This window comes from Candidatus Binatia bacterium, assembly GCA_036382395.1.
GTDB lineage: Bacteria > Desulfobacterota > Binatia > HRBIN30 > HRBIN30 > JAGDMS01.
Genome location: DASVHW010000055.1, coordinates 1 through 17,549, shown reverse-complemented (window position 1 = coordinate 17,549; position 17,549 = coordinate 1). Strand labels below are relative to the sequence as shown.

The window sequence follows — 17,549 nt, the reverse complement described above, 5'->3', positions numbered from 1 at the left end:
GGGAGGCACTTGCCCGCCCGGATGAAGAAGGGCACGCCGTCCCAGCGCGGAGAGTCGATGCGGAGCCGGGCGGCGGCGAATGTTTCGACCATCGAGTCGCGAGCGACGCCGTCCTCCTGGCGGTAGCCGCGGAACTGCCCGCGCACCAGGTCCTCGGGGCTGAGCGGGCGGATCATCCTGAACAGCTTCACCTGCTCGTCGCGGATCGACTCGTGGTTCGTCGTCGTCGGCGACTCCATCGCGAGGAAGCCCACTACTTGGAGCATGTGGTTCTGGATCACGTCACGAATTGCGCCGGACTCCTCGTAGAAACTGCCACGGCCCTCGACGCCGAAGCTCTCGGCCATCGTGATCTGCACGCTCTCAACATAGTTGCGGTTCCAGAACGGCTCGAGGAAGGTGTTCGCGAAGCGGAAGACCAGAAGGTTCTGCACCGGTTCCTTCCCAAGGTAATGGTCGATGCGGAACACGCACGACTCGTCGAAGACCGTGTGGAGCGTCGCGCTGAGCGCCTGCGCGGACGGGAGGTCACGGCCGAAGGGCTTCTCGACGATAACGCGCGCACCGCGGGCGCAGCCCGACTGGCCGAGCCCCTCGACCACCCTCGCGAACACACTAGGAGGGATTGCGAGATAGTGCAGCGGGTGTGCAGCACCGCCGAGCTCCTTGCGGAGCGCGGCGTGGGTGGCCGGAGCGCCGTAGTCGCCGTTGATGTAATGGAGCCGCCCCTGGAGCTTCGCGAAGACCGCCTCGTCGAAGCCGCCGTGCTTCTCGACGCTGGCGCGGGCGCGCGCCCGGAACTGCTCGATCGTCCAGTCCGACCTCGCGACTCCGATGACGGGCGCCTGGAGGTGCCCCCGCTGCTCCATCGCATAGAGAGCGGGGAAAATCTTCTTGTAAACGAGGTCGCCGGTGGCCCCGAAGAAGACGAGGGCGTCGGAGTGAGGAATGTTCATGAGTTGCTCCTTATTTTGCGGAGTTCAGAGCGTCGTACCGGTTACGTAGGCGGCCCTGGCGCGCATCGAGAAGTCGCCGTAGCGGGCGGCAAAGATGATTCCGACTGCCAGCATCGCGAGTGTTAAGACCACCGCCGTCAGCTTGCTCGCGGCGGAGACAGCATGGCGGAGGTGGGCTCGTTCTTCGCCGCCCATCCCGTGCTTCAAGCCTCGCTCTACGAGCCACCAATTCACCGGGAATGTCGTCACGGTGCTGACCACGACGGCGAGCGACATTGTTCCCCAAAAGCGTACCGAAGTCGGTTCCATCGCGCTCATGTCGCGCGACATGAGGATGATCATAACCGGGATCATTCCGGCCATGACCGCATTCATCGAAAGCGTCTCGGGCAGGAAAGTGCCCCGCACCGCCCGCCGATAGCTACCGTCGAAGGTGGATTTCATGCAGAGTGCTTGAAAGAGGAGGAGACCCACGGCGAATCCGGCGACATACTCGGCGATCAACTCCACTCCCATCGGCAGCCGCAGCCAGCTCATACCCACGACGGCAATAAGAATGCCGGTCGCATCGCCCGCTACGCAGTGAATGGTGGATTCGACGGATTGTTCCCAGAGCGAAGGTTGGGACTGCTCGGGCGTCTCCAGTGCGGGGGCGCGGTGCAGGAACCAGTAAAGAATGAAGCCGAAGGGGCCAGTATAAAGCGTGAGCAGCACCCAGCCCCATCTCATCGTCTTCATCGCCAGCGATTTCTCCTCCGGTCCGCCTTTGAATTGATCGTAAGCGACGTAGGCGACCGCGAGAGCAGTGAGAGCGAACCAATGCCACAAAACGACGTCTATGAGTGGGTAACCGCTCGGAGGTGTTTCCATCATCGCGCTCCTTTCATCGCCGTGTGGCTAAACGGCTCGATGCTGAAGGGCATTGTTCTCATCGGCTTTGATCTCAGCTCGGTTGCTGCAGCGGCAGCGGAGCCGGAGCGCGCGAGCTGGGCAGCACTACGGCTGTCTCGCGCGCGCGCGTTCGCCTGCCGATCTGATCCCAACTCGGCGAAACCGCCGTGCCGAGAATGTCTGCCCCGAGTTCGACGACCGCACTCTTCTCTGCCGTTTCTGACCCTTCTAACTTCTCTGCGATGTGTCCTCCATGCATGTGCTTGCTTGGTTTTCTCCTTTAATTTGTCTTTAGGTTTGGGGGCACCGCTGCGACAGCGTCTCCGTTTGATTGCAGCACCGGGATTACGACGGCAACGTGCTTAGCGATCAAGCCTGAGATTTCCTCTTCCGACGCTGCGCCAACTCAGTGTGGCCGCCTTCGTTATCCCGCCTATCGGCAGCTACTTCTTCATCACTCATTTCACCGGCGTGTTCCTTCATAGTACGGACGCCTATTTACAGCAACCTGATGATGATTCCTCCCCCGAATATTTTTCGGGCTCCTTGACGAACTTGTCTTTGCATGAGAGCGCACAAAAATAAAAGGCTTTCCCTTTGTAGTCCGCTGTCACCGACGCATTCGTTTCCTCCACTTGCATTCCACACACTGGATCTTTGGCCATAAGGTCATCTCCTTTCGCTCTCCGCCTACATCGCCTGTTTCTTGGTCGTCTTCTTGTGCTTCATCATGTTGCCATTCATTTGCTTCATCATCTCCTCCTCCATGTTTTGCCTTTCGCGCATCCATGTTGCGTTGCGATCATTGGTGTACTTCCCGCGTTGTTGGTTGCCTTCTCGTTGGATGCGGTCCCCCGTGACCAGCGCGCACGCATTATGTCACCGCACGTGTCTGTCATCCATGCCGCCGCAACCGTTGTGGCCGAACGACCGGTTGCATCCACCAGTGAAGCAGGCATCACCGGTATAGCCAGCAGGATTCGTGAAGTGCAGCCACTCTGTCGCTGCGGCGCTCACTTGCGCAGCGGTCGCGCGCTGGCGGGCGATGAGGGATTTGGACAATCCCCAGACGCTCTTGGCCAGGTTGCAGGGGCAGCAGCAGCTGGCAATGGAATACTGCGCGCAACAGGGCGCCGGGATTGAGGACAGCGCCTCATCCATGAGCTTCTTCTGCACCGCGGTGAGCGTGATCGAGCGGTCGTAGGAGATGAACTCCGTCGCCTGCCGATGCGCGTCGGTGAAGATGACGAGGCGCTGGTCCGCCGGAGTCTGTTTTGCCACGGCTGCGCTGCCCTGCGGCAACGCGCTGGCCTGCGGACTCATTGACAGCGCCAGCACGCCGGCGAGCGCACCAACGCACCAGAGATGCTTGATCCGCTTTCCGGCTGCCCTCTTCAGTTGGTCGTGTGGTTTCATCTATGCCTCCTTTCGTCAGCCCAACGCTTCGATGTCCATCGTTACGCCTGCTGGCTGGGGCTTGACTGCCTCAATCGTTCTCACGATGTCGAAATAGACGTTCTGCTCCCGCAGGATCTGAAAGCCGGCGCGGCGCACATTGGCCGCCGTGTCCCGGTTGAGGTCCGGTCCCAGCAGGCGAGAGACGTAGGTCAGCGCATCGAGCATGAGCCCGACCATCGGTACGTTGCTTCGCACGTGCTCGAACATGAGGAGCTGACCACCCGGCTTGAGCACACGGTACAGCTCACGCAACCCGCGCACCGGATCCGGAACCGAGCAGAAGGTACACGCGGTCACCGCCGTGTCGAAGGTGTCGTCGGGATACTCGAGTTGCTGCACGTCCATGAGCCGCAGCTCGATGCGGCCCTGGTAGCGTTCAGCGCGCGGTCGCGCGCGCTCCAGCATCCGCGGGCTGATGTCGAGGCCTACGACGTCGAGATCCGGCGGCAAATACCTGACGTCGCTGCCGGTGCCCACGGCGACGAAGATGGTCCGCCCCCGAGCGTGGCCGTACAGCTGGCGCTTGCCATCGGCCTGTCTCAAGTCTTCTCCGAAGGTTATCAGGTTGTATGTCCAACTGGTTCGATCGTATCGCTCGCGTACGTCCATCATTCGCCTCCATTCGTTAACGGCCCGACGTGAGCGGGCTGTGCCTCTGCACTTGTCTGTCGTTGCAGTTGGGCGCTCCAAAAGGACACCCCGAGCACGACGGCCACCCCGAAGACGGCGCCGACCCACAGCGCCGTGCCGAGCGCGATGTCCTGCATGCAGTCACGCATACCGAACAACATCCCGCCGTACATGCCGATGAACATTCCCGGCACCATGCTTTCGAACATCCCCAGCAGGGGCGACAGCGCCATTCCGACAACCACGTGAACGAGTGTGCCGACCACCATGCCGACCATCATCGCTCCAACCATATCCGAGCCGTGTGACACGACCGCGCGAACAGCGAGCGTCGTCACGATTCCGACCAAGGCGCCCGCGGCACAATCGCCGACGGGGAACAGCACGCGCAATACTTTCGTCATGGGATACCTCCTCCTAGTGGCCACGCAACTCGGGAATCGGCAGCGTACTCACGTCGACCGTGCCGCGCTTCATCTCGAAGTTCCACTTCCAGAACTCGTAGATCGGGGGATAGACGAGTAACTCCATGATGAAGCTGGTCACCAAGCCACCAATCATTGGTGCGACCACGCGCTTCATCATGTCCGCGCCCGTCCCGAGCGACCACATGATCGGCATCAAACCCATCATCGCGGCGCTGACTGTCATCATCTTCGGACGGATGCGCTTGACCGCCCCGTGAATGATCGCCTCGTAGAGATCTTCCTTCGTCCGCATCTTCCCCTGTCGGATCGCGTCGTAGTAGGCGAGGTCGAGAAAGAGCAGCATGAACACGCCCGTCTCCGCGTCGAGACCCATGAGGGCGATCATCCCTACCCACACGGCGATGGACGTATTGTAGCCGAGGAAGTACAGCAGCCACACCGCACCGATGACTGAGAACGGCACCGCGAGCATGACGATGGTCGCTTTCACGGCGGACTTGGTATTCATGAACAGCAGAACGAAGATCAGGAAGATGGTCACGGGCACGACAACTTTCAGCCGCTCGCGAACTCGAATCATGTTCTCGTACTGGCCGCTCCACTGCAGCGCGTAGCCGGTGGGTAGAGTCACCTTCTGCGCCACCAGCTTCTTTGCCTCGTCGACATACCCGCCGATGTCTCGCCCCGTCAGATCCACGTAGACGTAGCCAGCCAGCATGGCGTTCTCATCGCGGATCATCGAGGGCCCGGAGGCCATGTGGATGTCAGCGATCTGCGCCAGCGGCACCTGGGCACCCGACATGGTGGGGACGAGGACGCGCTGCAACGCTTCCAGACTGTCGCGTTCCTCGCGCGCGTAGCGCACGCTGATGGTGTACCGTTCGCGGCCCTCAATCGTGGTGGTAATGGGTTCGCCGCCGATCGCCGTCTGAATCACCATCTCGGCCTCCTCGACGCTCAGCCCGTAGCGCGCGAGCTGGTCGCGGCGCAGGGTGAAGTCGAGGAAAAAGCCGCCGGCCGTGCGCTCGGCGTAGATGCTGCGCGTCCCCGGCACGTCCCGGAGCACCGACTCGATCTGCGTGCCGATTCCTTCAATGACCGACAAGTCCGCCCCGTAGATCTTGATCCCGATCGGCGTCCGCACCCCGGTCGTGAGCATGTCGATGCGTGCTTTGATCGGCATGGTCCATGCGTTCGTGACGCCCGGGAAGCGGAGCTTCTGATCGAGCTCCGCGATGACGTCCTCCTTGCTGATGCGGTCGTACCAAATGTGCCGCAGGGGCGCCTGCAGCCAGTCCGGCCAGTCCGAGTAGAAGCGCGGCACGTGCCGCCATTGCGAGCTGGGTTTGAGGAGGATGGTCGTCTCCATCATCGAGAACGGCGCCGGGTCGGTGGAGGTCGCGGCGCGTCCGGCCTTGCCGAAGACGCGCTCGACCTCGGGAATCTCCATGATGAGCGTGTCCATCGTCTGCAAGAGCTGCTGCGCCCCGGTGACGGAGATCCCCGGCAAGGTGGTCGGCATGTAGAGCAACGTCCCTTCGTACAGCGGCGGCATGAACTCGGAGCCGAGGCGCATGTACACCGGTACCGTCGTCGCCATCAGCAGAATCGCTGCAACGATGGTGCTCTTTGGAAACCGCAGGACGAAGCGGCAAGCCGGCTCGTAGATGCGGAATAGAATGACGCTGATGGGGTGCTTCTCCTCGGGATAGTAGGTGCCCACCGCAACCTGGTTCGCGATCCAGGACAGCCAGCGGGGCCGGAACCGGATCGGGTCCATGCGCGCGAACATCATGCGCATGGCCGGGTCGAGCGTGATGGCCAAGATCGCCGCGATCGCCATCGCCAGATTCTTGGTGTAGGCAAGCGGTTTGAAAAGCCGCCCCTCCTGATCGACCAGCGTGAACACCGGCATGAAGGCGACTGCGATCACCAGGAGCGAGAAGAACACGGACGGCCCGACCTCTTTCAGCGCGTTGAGCCGCACCACGTGGAAATCTCCCTGCCGCCCCCCGTCCTGCCACAGTTGCAGCTTCTTGTAGGCGTTCTCCACTTCGACGATCGCGCCGTCGACCAACACCCCGATGGAGATCGCGATGCCCGCCAGCGACATGATGTTGGACGAGACCCCCATGAAGTACATGGGGATGAAGGCGAGGAACACGGACACGGGAATGGTGACGATCGGAATGATGGCGGAGGGGATGTGCCAGAGGAAGATCAAGATGACGATGCTGACGATGATCATCTCCATCACCAGCTCTTCCTTCAGGTTGTCGATCGAGCGCTCGATCAGCTCCGAGCGGTCATAGGTGGTGACGACGTCCACTCCTGCCGGCAACGAGGCCCGGACCTCTTCCAGCTTGGCTTTCACGCGCTCGATGACATTGAGCGCGTTTTCGCCGTGGCGCATGATGACGATGCCGCCGACCGTGTCCCCCATCCCATCTAGATCGACGACGCCACGCCGAATCTCCGGACCCAGGACCACCCGTCCCAACTCCTGGATGCGGATGGGAGTACCGTTGGTGTCCTGGCCCACGACGATCTGCTCGATCTCGCCGATCGATCGGGCGTATCCCCTGCCGCGCACCATGTACTCGGCACCGGCGAACTCCACGAGGCGGCCACCCACGTCGTTGTTCCCCTGCCGGATGGCATCCACGACCTTCTGAATCGGCATCTTGTAGGCGAGCAGCGCCTCGGGCTTCAGGTTCACCTGGTACTGCTTCTGGAACCCGCCGATGGACGCCACCTCTGCCACGCCCGGCACACTCTGCAACCAGTAGCGCAGATACCAATCCTGGAAACTACGTAGCTGCGCGAGATCGTTCTTTCCTGTCTTGTCGACCAACGCGTACTGAAAGACCCAACCGACCCCGGTTGCATCGGGGCCCAGTTCCGTGCGCACGCCTTCCGGCAGCACCGGCAAGATCTTGCTCAGGTACTCAAGGGTGCGGCTGCGCGCCCAGTAGAGGTCCGTGCCGTCCTGGAAGATGACGTAGACGTACGAGAAGCCGAAGTCGGAATAGCCGCGAATCGCCTTAACCTTCGGGGCACCCAGAAGGGCCGTTACGATCGGGTAGGTAACCTGATCCTCGATGATGTCCGGGCTGCGATCCCAGCGTGAGTACACGATCACCTGCGTGTCCGAAAGATCCGGAATCGCATCGAGCGGCACGCTTCGCACAGCGTAGAGCGCCCCAACCAGCGCCACGGCCGTGAAGATGAGCACCAGGAACTTGTTGTGCGCGGAGAACTCGATGATCCTTTCTACCATCGCCGTCTTTCCTCAGTGCGTGTGGCCGGCAGTACTGCCAGCCTTCTCGGTGCCCGCGGCGGCGAGTGCCGCCTTCAGCTTCGATTCGGAGTCGACGAGGAAGTTGCCCGAGGTGAGAACCTGTTCGCCCTCGGCCACCCCGTCGAGCACCTCGAAGCGGTCAGCGAGCCGCATGCCCACTTTGAGTTCGCGCGGCTCGAAGTAGCCCTCGCCACGGTCGACAAATGCGATGTCCCGCGTCCCGGTGCTGATGACGGCGCTCTCGGGTACGCTCAGCCGTTCCCCCAGGTCGGACCGGATCTCGACCTGCGCGTACATTTCCGGCTTGAGGGCGAAGTCTGGATTGGAAAACTCCAGACGGACCTTCACGGTCCGGGTGGCTTCGGAGAGGGTCGGATAGATGAACGTGATGCGCCCCTCGAACGTGCGCCCGGGCAGGTACGACAGCGTCATCGTCGCCACCTGACCCAGCCGAACAAAGGGCAGCTCGTACTCGTAGATGTCCGCCAGCACCCACACGCGGCTCAGCTCCGCGATGTCGAGGAGCTTTGTGCCGGGCTCGATGCGGTCCCCTTGCGTGACATAGCGAGTGATGATGTTGCCGCTGATGGGCGCGTGCAGCGTCATGGTTGTGGGCGCTTCGCCTGTCTTCTGCAGGGCGGTGATCTGCTGCGGCGTCAGGCCGAACAGCAGCAGGCGGCGCCGGGCGCTCTCGACGAGCCGGTCGCTGCTGTCACCGGCCATGTCTGAGTCCGCGAGTTGGTCGCGCCCGCGCAGCGCCAGCAGGTACTCCTGTGCTGAAGAGACGAGGTCGGGACTGTAGATGGAGAGGAGTGGCTCGCCTTCCTTGACCAGCTGTCCGGTCGTGTTGGCGTAGAGCCGCTCAACCCACCCGGAGACCTTCGTGAAGACGTTGCGCAGGCGGCTCTCGTCGTACGTCACGCGGCCCACGGTGCGGATCGTGCGGGTGAACGGTCCTTTCTCAACCGGCGCGGTGCGCACCCCGATGAGCTGGCGCTTCTGAGTGGAGACCTTGACCGCAACGCGGCCCTCGACCGCCGCAGTGCTACCGGCGGGAGACGCGTCGATCTCTTCGGGAACCATGTCCATGCCCATCGAGTCCTTTCCCGGCTGGTCGGACATCTCGTTGGGATTCATCGTGGAGCGGTAGATGATCTTCTTCTGAGCGCCTGGTGCCGCACCAGGCTGGCCGTGCTCAGCCTTGGGTGTAGCAGCGTCCTTGGCGGCGGGGGGATCGTGCTCCGGAGGAACCACCCCGTGCACCGCGGTGTGGGGTGCACCCTCGCTTTCCTCAATCGGCACCATCCGCATCCCGCAGATCGGACAGTCATCCGGCCGGTCCGACACCATCGTCGGGTGCATGGGACAGTGGTAACGCGGCGCCTGTGCGGTCGCGGACGTCGCCGCGCTACCGTCAGACCTTAGCGAGAGGTACCCAACCACTCCGACGGCAAGAATGGCGACGATCAGCGCCGCCCCAATAGACATCGTCCTTCGGGTCATGCCCCTATCCCTCCACCGGCTCGCCGACCACCGCTTCGAGCTCGGCGACGGCCTTTTGAAAGTTGGAGAGCTCCTCGTGGTACCGCATCTCGTATTCCAGCGTCACCGTGAAGCTGTTGAGCAGGGTGAGGAAGTCGACCTTGTTGACGGTGTACGCGGTGGTGGCCGACTCGAGCGCCAAATGCGCCTGCGGAATGACCGTCCGGTGATACAGCGCGATCAGGCGCTCTGCCGCTTGCGCGCGGGCGTAGAGGTCACGGACGCGCGCTTGGACATTCACCGCGACGCTCTGCTGCGCCGAACGCGCCTCGGCGAGCGTCGCCGCCGCCTCCTCGACGCCGGCGCGTTGCTTGGTGGTGAAGTACAGCGGGAGCTTCACTCCCACCGCGACTTCCCACTCGGGGAGCAGTGACGCCTTGTGCATGTAGTCAGCGCGCACCACGAAGTCGGGGAGGTACTCGAGGCGCGCCAGGCTCACCATCGATTCGCCGCCGCTGACGCGCGACTTCGCCGCGCTGAGGTCTGGGGCGTGTTCGAGCGCTGCCGCTGTCAACTCGTCGAGCGAGCGCGTCAGATGCTTCTCCTCCAAATGGTGCGCCGCTCCGAGTGGCGCCGACGCCGGGCGATTGAGGAGGGCATTGAGCTCGGCCGTCTGGCTCTGCCGCCTCTGCTCCAGGGTGGTTTCACGATCCACCAGCAAGGACAGCTCGACCTGGGCGCGCAGGACATCCTGCTGGATGCCCTCGCCAACGCTGTACTTGGCCTCGGCGGTGCGCACGAACTTCTGCAGCAGGTCGCGATTGCGCCGCAGGAGATCGAGCAACTCCTGCAGATGGGCGTACTCCGCGTACGCCATCTTCACCCGGCTGATCACCTCTAACTCGGTGCGCCGGGACGCCTCGCGGGCCTGGTCCGCGTCAGTCGAGGCGATGTCGCGCTTCAAGCCGAGCTTGCCGGGAAACGGGATCTCCTGGCTGGCGCCGAGGCGCACCCACGCGAAGTCGGTGCTGCCCAGGGTGAAGCGGTCGAGGCTCTCGTTGTGGTAAGCCAGGTCGACCATAGGGTCTGGTAGTGCGCCCGCCTGCGCGGGGCGTGCCTGCGCCGCCCGCCACTTGGCCGTGGCGCCACGGATCTCGGGATTCTGCTGGCGGGCGTAGGCGACGACCGCGTCCAGTTTGAGCGGGTCGCCGAGCCCATCATCATCTGCGCCGCGGCACACCGCCGGCGCACCCAGCACAGCCACCACGGCCACTACGATTCGTACGCGACGCATAATTCCTCCTTCGTCAAACTCCCTCGCGCGTCGCTGGGCGAGAGAATGCGTGGCTCAACCGAAAACGAAACGCCCTCGGTTAAGCGTTCACAGAAGGAGTGAGGTGTGTCGAGTGATCGGAGTGTCGGGCGGTGCTGGACCGCCCTTGAGCAGGCAACGCTGCGGGCCGAGAACGCTCCAGCAGCTGCCCGCCGTCGTCACCGGTACGATGAACGGCGCAGGCGCCTGGGTTGAATGCCGGTGCTCCTGGTCGGCTCCGGTCGCCGTGAGGGCGGCTGAGGGGAGATGCGCGCCGCCGGCACAACAGTCGTGGGCGCGCCAAGTGGAGGAAGAACCGCAGCAGTGGTGACCTGCCGGCTTCTGCATGGGGCAGGCCAGCCCGCCGCGCGGGCAGACGGTCACACTGCCCAAAACGATCGAGGCTGCCAGCACCACAACTGCCGCTCTCTCCAACATCAACCTACTCCTTACTTGCGGTCGGTGGCGCTGTCAAACCCTCCGACGCGGGCTACCCAGCCTTACGCGCCAGCAGACGGCCTGGAGCACGGACGTTTTGCCGCGAGCGACCGAAGGGTCGCGACGGTGAAGCATTCTTGTTCCGCAGCCGTTGCAGCGCCACACGGACGGCGTCCGGCTCTAAGTCCAGGGTCTCGCAGACCACCGTGAACGAGAACGGCGAACGGCGCGCTTTGGTGTCAATCCAGTGCTCCGCCTCAGCCCGAACGCGCGCCATGGAACCGAGATAGCAGCTGATGCCGTTGTCCAGCACAGCTAACATCAAAGCTTTGAGCCCCACATACGGCGCGCAGGACGGTCGCCCACCACCCAGAGAGGAAACATCAAGGAGGTCTCGATGAAATTGCATAATAAAAGTCCCCGTACGTACTTATTCGGCAGCGATTACGAACGGCGCGTACCATACGGCAAATTGCCAGGCAGGAGCAAGGGTTACGAATGACGGTCTATCGTGACGGTTTAAAGAGGAAACCTGGAACATCATCGGCTTCGACTCAATGGCGGTGTCGACTCTGCCCGGCGCATCGCCTCTGTTCCCGGCCGGCGTTCGGCGCTAGGTTGAATTCATCGTGGCTTTCGCCCTGTACGTCCACATCCCCTACTGCCAGGCCAAGTGCCCGTACTGCGATTTCAATTCCTACGCGGCTCAGCACTGGCCGGAAGACCGGTACGTCGGAGCGCTGAGTTCTGAGATCAACCATTACGCGCAATGTGCTCCGTTCAGCGGGAACGAAATCAGCACGGTCTTCTTCGGCGGTGGTACGCCCTCGCTGTTCACTCCCGAGTCGATCAAACGGATTCTCGACACGGCGTTCACGTTGTGGCGGGCTGAGGACACTTCGGCTCTCGAAATCACCCTGGAGGCCAATCCCGGCACGGTCACCTTGGAGAAGCTTTGTGGTTTTCGCGCCGCCGGTGTGAACCGCATGAGCTTCGGGGTGCAGTCCTTTCATGCCCACCACCTGCGCTCGCTTGGCCGCATCCACAACGCCGCCGAAGCGGTTGCCGCCGTGGACCTGGCACGGCAAGCGGGCTTCGACAACGTCAGCATCGATCTCATCTTTGGCCTGCCGGAACAGACTTTAGAGGAATGGGAGATGGATCTCGCCCGGGCCGGCGGAATGAGCCCCAATCATGTGTCCGCCTACAACCTCACCTACGAGGAGGGGACACCGTTCCACAAACTCCGCACGCAAGGGGTCCTGCGCCAGTTGCCGGAAGAGACCGAGGTGGCGATGTTCACCCGCCCCCGGGAGCTGCTCGCGGCAGCCGGCTACGAACAGTACGAGATCTCCAACTACGCCCAGCCGGGCCACCGCTGCCGGCACAACCTCAACTACTGGCACAGCGGCGATTATCTCGGCCTCGGCGCTGGGGCGCATTCGTACGCGCGGGGCCGCGACGCACTAGAAACCGGGGACTTTGGAAGACGCTGGAGCAACGAGAAGCTCCCGGCGGCATACGTCGAATCGGTCGAGCGGCACGGCCATGCGCGCACCTGCAGCGAGGACCTGGACGTTCGTCGGGCACGCGGCGAGTTTGTGTTTCTCGGTTTGCGTTGTCTCGATGGGTTTGCGGCAACCGAGTTCCGCCAGCGCTTTGGAGCCGACCTACCGGCCCTGTTCCCTCATGTCCAGGACTTAGCCGATGGCGGCTTACTGCACCTCACCGATGACCGCTGCAAGCTCACGTCGCGCGGCCTGCTCCTGGCCGACAGCGTATTCGTGACGTTCCTGTAGAGAATGCGCCAGATGCGTGCGCGCTGCGTCGCATCGGGTTAGCGCTATCTCGCCTCTCTACGTCAGGCTTCGATTCGCGCTGCGTGCAGCGGCCGCCAGAGCCACGATGCAGAACGCGAGGCTGATCCCCAGCGACGGGATCAGGGGCGGTATCGCTCCCACCGCCCCTGGGCGGCTCAGGTAAAGGCAGTGGCGTAGTGCCGCCATGCCGTAGGTGAGCGGGTCGATGCGCATCAGCCAGTTCAGCGGCGCGGGCGCTCCCGCGGCTGGGAAGAATGCTCCCGAGAGCAACCAGATCGGGATGAGGATGAGGTTCATGATGGCGTGGAAGCCCTGCGTCGACTCCATGCGCCAGGCGATGATGAGGCCCAAGCCCGTCAGCGCCAACGAAATGATGATCATGACCGCGATACTGGACACGACCGAAGCCATGGTGAGCGCAATGCCCGCCAGCGGGGCGACACACAGCAGCAGCGTTCCTTGTATAACTGCCAGTGATGTAGCGCCCAATGCCTGTCCCAGCACGATGCTCCATCGCGGCACCGGCGCAACCAGCACCCCCTGGAGAAACCCTTCGCGGCGATCCTCGACGGTTGAGATGGTGGCGAAGATGGCGGTGAACAGCAGCGTGAGGATGATGATCCCCGGATAGAAGTACTCGATGTAGCTCGTCCCCGGCGGCGCCCCGGCAGGCTGAAATGAGGCATTGAGACCACCGCCCAACAGCAACCAGAAGACGATTGGCTGCGCCAGGGCACCGGTAACCCGACTGCGCTGCCGCACGAAGCGCACCATCTCGCGGTGCCAGAGCGCAAAGATGGGCAGCAGCACTCGCATCACGAGTCTCCAGCGCTAGTCGTACCTTCCGACCAAAACCGATGGCCGGTCAGATGAATGAACACGTCTTCCAATGTTGGCTTGCCGTAGGTCACAAAGCTGACATCCGCGGGGAACGCCTCGACAACATCGCGCACAAACTCGTGCCCGCGCGGACGTTCGACCCGCACGGTCCCGTCCACCACCGCCGCATCGCAGGCGAAGCGCTGCCGGATCTTCTGCCGCAGGGCTTCCGCATCCGGCGTCTGCATCACCACCACGTCGCCGCCAACGCGGCTCTTGAGCTCGGCGGGTGCGCCGACGCTCACCAGGTTGCCTTGGTGCAAGATCGCTACCCGGTCACAGCGTTCCGCCTCCTCCATATAGTGAGTGGTGAGCACAATCGTCACCTGTTCTTCGTCGCGGAGCTGCCGCAGATACTGCATGAAGTCCCGCCGGGCCCCGGGGTCCAAGCCAGTGCTCGGTTCGTCGAGGAGCAACAGCGGGGGCTGATGCAGCAAGGCCTTGGCCAGTTCCGTGCGGCGCTGGAGCCCACCCGAGAGAGTTTCAACGCGGTCTCCCGCACGGTCCATCAACCGCAGGCGGCGCAGCACGGCATCGATACGTTCACCCAGCGCGCCGCCGCGTAGGCCATAGAGATGCCCGTGACATGTCAGGTTCTCCACCACCGAAAGCTTGCCATCGACGCTCGGGTGCTGGAACACGACGCCGAGGTGGCGACGAACCGCATCAGGCTTGGACAGCGAGTCGCCGAAGATCGCGGCAGAGCCGCCGCTCGGCGTCAGGAGCGTAGAGAGGATCTTGAACAGTGTCGTCTTGCCGCCACCGTTGGGACCCAGCAAGCCGAAGATCTCGCCGCAAGCCACGGCGAAGCTGACGTCGTTCAATGCGACGCGGCTGCCGTACACCTGCCGGAGCCGCTCGACTCGGATCGCGTCAGTTTGCATCGCGCCACGGCGCCGACGGTCGCCGGCTAGTTCACACGTCTGGGGTTTATCGGCTGCCCGTGGGAAAACTCGACCAGATTCCCGTCCGGGTCACGCACGATACACAAGTAACCGACGATGGCTCCGGCGTCCAAAGGCCCCTCTTCCAGAATCCCTTCCTTCTCAGCGCGCGCGGCGATCTCGTCCACGACCGCGCGCGACGGCACGTCGTAGCCGAAGTGCGCCATGTGGGGCGGGACACCCTCGTCCGCCGGAGGCGCGGCAATCGCGACAATGACGAACTCCGGATCGCGCTCTCTTTCGCTCAGCCACACCACGCGGGTGCCCTCGTCGGTACGGTCGTGCACGACGTGCAACCCAACGAAGCGCTGGTAGAAGTCGACCGTGCGCCCGGGATCTCTCACGAAAAGAGCAACGTGGGTCAGGTGGGGCTGCACCGTCATCAGTGGTCCTAGCGCGCGAAGCCCCTGACGTAGGGCAGCCGCGCCGCTGTCTGACGCACCTGCGCCTCCGCCTGTAGCAGGATGCGCGTCGCATCCCAGCTGCCTTCGAGAAGTTGCTTGCAGGCCGCCACCGGGAGCGCGACGGGATAGGTCCTGCCACGATAGATTACGCTCGACGCCTCGACATCCACGGTCAGATCGTGGGCTGGATCCTCCTCGACGGCTGCCATCAGTGTGCGGGCATCCGCCTCCGACGCAGTGACGCAGGGTATGCCCAGGCTGACACAGTTCCCGAAAAAGATGTCCGCAAAGGATTCCCCCACCAACGCCTTGATGCCCCAACGCAGCAGCGCCTGCGGCGCGTGCTCACGCGACGACCCGCAACCGAAGTTTTTGTTGACGATACCGACGCGCGGACCTTTCGCCTGGTAGCGCGGGTCATCCATGACATGCCCTTTCAAGCCGCCATCGGCGTCGAAGCGGACATCCTGAAAGACGTACTGACCCAACCCATCGAAAGTGACGGCCTTCATGTAACGGGCCGGAATGATGCGGTCGGTGTCGACGTCATTGCCGCGCAGCGGGATTGGCCGGCCGACCACCTGTTTGATGCGGATGAGTTCGCTCATGTGTTCGCGCCTATAGCATATGGCTTATGGCTCGTGGTCGGAGACGGAGCATGATTCTGAACCATACGCCATCAGCCATACGCCACAAGCCAATCACTTCTCCGCCAACATCTCGCGTACATCGACCACGGCGCCGTTGAGCGCCGCCGCCGCCACCATCGCCGGGCTCATGAGCAGTGTCCGGCCCGACGGACTCCCTTGCCGGCCCTTGAAATTGCGGTTGCTCGACGAGGCGCACACCTGGCGTCCGACCAACTTGTCGGGATTCATGGCCAAACACATCGAGCAACCCGGCAAACGCCATTCGAAACCTGCACCGCGAAAGACCTCGTCGAGCCCTTCGGCTTCGGCGGCGCGCGCCACCGCCTCCGAGCCGGGAACCACCAGTGCCTTCACGTGCGGCGCCACGCGCCCGAGGCGGGCAACCCGTGCAGCCTCGCGCAGGTCGGAGAGGCGGCCGTTGGTGCACGAGCCGATGAACGCGACATCGATATGCGTACCGCGGATGGGAGTCCCGGGCTTGAAGCCCATGTATTCATAGGCATCTTCCGCCACGGCGCGCTCGTCTGTCGGAAACGCCTCGGGGGCCGGTATGCTTTCGTCCACGCCGATCGCCTGCCCCGGGTTGATTCCCCAGGTCACGGTCGGCGCGATGCGGGCGCCGTCCAGCCGGACCGTATCGTCATACACGGCATCCGCATCCGAGGCCATGGATTTCCACCACACCGCGGCGCGATCGAAGTTCTCTGCGCTTGGCGCAAACTGCCGGCCGCGCAGGTATTCGAAGGTGGTCGTATCGGGATTGACGTATCCCAGCCGTGCCCCGCCTTCGATGCTCATGTTGCACACGGTCATGCGCTCTTCCATCGTCATGCGTTCGAGCACCGCGCCGCCATATTCGTAGGCGTAGCCCACGCCACCTTTGACTCCGAGCCGGCGGATGATGTGGAGAATGACGTCCTTCGCATAGACCCCCGGCCCGAGGGCGCCATCGACGCTGATGCGCCGGATGCGCGGCCGCTCGATTGCCAGGCACTGCGTAGCGAGGACGTCGCGCACCTGACTGGTCCCGATGCCAAGGGCGACCGCGCCCAGTGCCCCGTGCGTACTGGTGTGACTGTCGCCACAGGCGATCGTCATGCCCGGCTGCGTCAGGCCCAGCTCCGGGCCGAGAACGTGCACGATGCCCTGTTGGCCACAGGCCGCGTCAAAGAAGCGGATGCCGAATTCACGGCAATTGCGCTCGATCGCCCTCATCATGCCCTCGGCTTGCGCATCGGCGTAGGGCCGCTGTCGCGTATCGGTCGGGATGATGTGATCGACGGTGGCGAAGGTACGCTCGGGGAACAGCACCTTCAGGTCCTGCTCGCGTATCATCTGGAACGCCTGCGGGCTGGTGACCTCGTGGATCAAATGCAGCCCGATAAAAAGCTGCGTCTGGCCCGACGGCAGTTCCCGCACCGTGTGCGCCGCCCATACTTTTTCTAACAGACTCTTGCCCATACGCTGACGTCATCGATAGCGTATTCAACACCAAGTTGCGACTCCTCGGACACTCCTCGGACGCGGCGGCATTCGCGCGGGTGTGCGTCATCAATGCGGGGCATCTCGAAAGTCGTGGTCGCGAGAAGGGTTCTACCAGTAATTCCCACTGCAGGTTTCAGACGATCTCGATCCTGTTGGTGCTAGGCGTTCCGCATACGCCGAAGGCGTTACGTATCACAGCCCAGGGTTGCCGCGGCAGCGGCTACCCTGGGTAGAGAAGGGCCCGACGCCTCTACCCTGACAGGGTTACGTTGCGCCGGCCTGTTCGCCGATTCTCGCACGTCATGTTGCGCCGACCAGAGCGCAACCCCTTTTGGGGTAGGGTGTTCTGGCGATTCTCTACCCAGGGTAGGCGCGCCGCGCGCCAAGGGTCACTGACCCAACCCTGGGCTGTGGTGCAGTAGAGTCGAGATGTGGCGCGGTGGTTTAGGCCGAGATTTGGATTCCCTGTTG

The 17,549-nt window shown here is 63.2% G+C and carries 17 protein-coding genes; 1 reads left to right on the top strand and 16 read right to left on the bottom strand.

The features are described from left to right. The 11 genes from VF515_03235 to VF515_03185 form a co-directional block, all read right to left on the bottom strand. On the bottom strand, window positions 1-956 hold a 956-nt coding region (locus VF515_03235), incomplete at its 3' end, for a glucose-6-phosphate dehydrogenase (NADP(+)) (GenBank protein HEX7406645.1). 24 nt (window positions 957-980) lie between these two features. Next, window positions 981-1,670 (bottom strand): DUF4396 domain-containing protein, encoded by a 690-nt coding sequence (locus VF515_03230; GenBank protein HEX7406644.1) that lies wholly within the window; start codon window positions 1,668-1,670, stop codon window positions 981-983. Between the two features lie 671 nt (window positions 1,671-2,341). Beyond that, the gene (locus VF515_03225) at window positions 2,342-2,512 is read right to left on the bottom strand and encodes a YHS domain-containing protein (GenBank protein ID HEX7406643.1); all 171 of its coding nucleotides are present in this window, start codon (window positions 2,510-2,512) and stop codon (window positions 2,342-2,344) included. 214 nt (window positions 2,513-2,726) lie between these two features. Then, window positions 2,727-3,263: a hypothetical protein gene (locus tag VF515_03220; protein ID HEX7406642.1), complete on the bottom strand. Its 537-nt coding sequence runs from the start codon at window positions 3,261-3,263 to the stop codon at window positions 2,727-2,729. A 15-nt stretch (window positions 3,264-3,278) separates the two neighbouring features. Then, complete coding sequence (locus VF515_03215) at window positions 3,279-3,848, bottom strand: class I SAM-dependent methyltransferase (protein ID HEX7406641.1); 570 nt, start codon at window positions 3,846-3,848, stop codon at window positions 3,279-3,281. A 65-nt stretch (window positions 3,849-3,913) separates the two neighbouring features. Further along, window positions 3,914-4,339, bottom strand: coding sequence for a hypothetical protein (locus VF515_03210; protein ID HEX7406640.1), 426 nt, complete (start codon window positions 4,337-4,339; stop codon window positions 3,914-3,916). A gap of 13 nt (window positions 4,340-4,352) precedes the next feature. Beyond that, window positions 4,353-7,643, bottom strand: coding sequence for a CusA/CzcA family heavy metal efflux RND transporter (locus tag VF515_03205; GenBank protein HEX7406639.1), 3,291 nt, complete (start codon window positions 7,641-7,643; stop codon window positions 4,353-4,355). 12 nt (window positions 7,644-7,655) lie between these two features. Continuing rightward, window positions 7,656-9,167 carry an efflux RND transporter periplasmic adaptor subunit gene (locus VF515_03200; GenBank protein HEX7406638.1) on the bottom strand — a complete coding sequence of 504 codons (1,512 nt, stop codon included), beginning with the start codon at window positions 9,165-9,167 and terminating at the stop codon, window positions 7,656-7,658. A 4-nt stretch (window positions 9,168-9,171) separates the two neighbouring features. Next, window positions 9,172-10,440, bottom strand: a complete 1,269-nt coding sequence (locus tag VF515_03195; protein ID HEX7406637.1) for a TolC family protein — start codon at window positions 10,438-10,440, stop codon at window positions 9,172-9,174. Between the two features lie 87 nt (window positions 10,441-10,527). Further along, complete coding sequence (locus VF515_03190; GenBank protein HEX7406636.1) at window positions 10,528-10,896, bottom strand: hypothetical protein; 369 nt, start codon at window positions 10,894-10,896, stop codon at window positions 10,528-10,530. 52 nt (window positions 10,897-10,948) lie between these two features. Then, on the bottom strand, window positions 10,949-11,218 hold the full coding sequence (locus tag VF515_03185; protein ID HEX7406635.1) for a hypothetical protein: 270 nt from the start codon (window positions 11,216-11,218) through the stop codon (window positions 10,949-10,951). A 307-nt stretch (window positions 11,219-11,525) separates the two neighbouring features. Between VF515_03185 and hemW the strand changes: the two genes are divergently transcribed. Next, window positions 11,526-12,695: a radical SAM family heme chaperone HemW gene (hemW, locus tag VF515_03180; protein ID HEX7406634.1), complete on the top strand. Its 1,170-nt coding sequence runs from the start codon at window positions 11,526-11,528 to the stop codon at window positions 12,693-12,695. A 57-nt stretch (window positions 12,696-12,752) separates the two neighbouring features. Here the strand turns inward: hemW and VF515_03175 are convergent, their stop codons facing one another. The 5 genes from VF515_03175 to leuC all read right to left on the bottom strand — a co-directional run bounded on the left by VF515_03175 (window position 12,753) and on the right by leuC (window position 17,054). After that, window positions 12,753-13,532, bottom strand: coding sequence for an ABC transporter permease (locus tag VF515_03175; protein ID HEX7406633.1), 780 nt, complete (start codon window positions 13,530-13,532; stop codon window positions 12,753-12,755). Next, complete coding sequence (locus tag VF515_03170) at window positions 13,532-14,479, bottom strand: ABC transporter ATP-binding protein (GenBank protein ID HEX7406632.1); 948 nt, start codon at window positions 14,477-14,479, stop codon at window positions 13,532-13,534. The genes VF515_03175 and VF515_03170 overlap by 1 nt, the downstream gene beginning before the upstream one ends. Before the next feature lie 26 nt (window positions 14,480-14,505). Next, on the bottom strand, window positions 14,506-14,922 hold the full coding sequence (locus VF515_03165) for a VOC family protein (GenBank protein HEX7406631.1): 417 nt from the start codon (window positions 14,920-14,922) through the stop codon (window positions 14,506-14,508). Between the two features lie 8 nt (window positions 14,923-14,930). Next, complete coding sequence (gene leuD / locus VF515_03160) at window positions 14,931-15,551, bottom strand: 3-isopropylmalate dehydratase small subunit (protein HEX7406630.1); 621 nt, start codon at window positions 15,549-15,551, stop codon at window positions 14,931-14,933. A gap of 93 nt (window positions 15,552-15,644) precedes the next feature. Continuing rightward, a complete protein-coding gene (gene leuC / locus VF515_03155; GenBank protein ID HEX7406629.1) occupies window positions 15,645-17,054 on the bottom strand; it encodes a 3-isopropylmalate dehydratase large subunit in 1,410 nt (469 codons plus the stop codon). Window positions 17,055-17,549: the final 495 nt, after the last annotated feature.

What these genes read in the sequence shown, in the direction of transcription:
- VF515_03175 (HEX7406633.1), bottom strand. Translation starts at nt 13,532, where the DNA reads ATGCGAGTGCTGCTGCCCATCTTTGCGCTCTGGCACCGCGAGATGGTG.
- VF515_03220 (HEX7406642.1), bottom strand. Translation starts at nt 3,263, where the DNA reads ATGAAACCACACGACCAACTGAAGAGGGCAGCCGGAAAGCGGATCAAG.
- leuC (HEX7406629.1), bottom strand. Translation starts at nt 17,054, where the DNA reads ATGGGCAAGAGTCTGTTAGAAAAAGTATGGGCGGCGCACACGGTGCGG.
- VF515_03165 (HEX7406631.1), bottom strand. Translation starts at nt 14,922, where the DNA reads ATGACGGTGCAGCCCCACCTGACCCACGTTGCTCTTTTCGTGAGAGAT.
- VF515_03190 (HEX7406636.1), bottom strand. Translation starts at nt 10,896, where the DNA reads ATGTTGGAGAGAGCGGCAGTTGTGGTGCTGGCAGCCTCGATCGTTTTG.
- VF515_03205 (HEX7406639.1), bottom strand. Translation starts at nt 7,643, where the DNA reads ATGGTAGAAAGGATCATCGAGTTCTCCGCGCACAACAAGTTCCTGGTG.
- VF515_03225 (HEX7406643.1), bottom strand. Translation starts at nt 2,512, where the DNA reads ATGGCCAAAGATCCAGTGTGTGGAATGCAAGTGGAGGAAACGAATGCG.
- VF515_03170 (HEX7406632.1), bottom strand. Translation starts at nt 14,479, where the DNA reads ATGCAAACTGACGCGATCCGAGTCGAGCGGCTCCGGCAGGTGTACGGC.
- VF515_03195 (HEX7406637.1), bottom strand. Translation starts at nt 10,440, where the DNA reads ATGCGTCGCGTACGAATCGTAGTGGCCGTGGTGGCTGTGCTGGGTGCG.
- VF515_03200 (HEX7406638.1), bottom strand. Translation starts at nt 9,167, where the DNA reads ATGACCCGAAGGACGATGTCTATTGGGGCGGCGCTGATCGTCGCCATT.
- VF515_03185 (HEX7406635.1), bottom strand. Translation starts at nt 11,218, where the DNA reads ATGTTAGCTGTGCTGGACAACGGCATCAGCTGCTATCTCGGTTCCATG.
- leuD (HEX7406630.1), bottom strand. Translation starts at nt 15,551, where the DNA reads ATGAGCGAACTCATCCGCATCAAACAGGTGGTCGGCCGGCCAATCCCG.
- VF515_03210 (HEX7406640.1), bottom strand. Translation starts at nt 4,339, where the DNA reads ATGACGAAAGTATTGCGCGTGCTGTTCCCCGTCGGCGATTGTGCCGCG.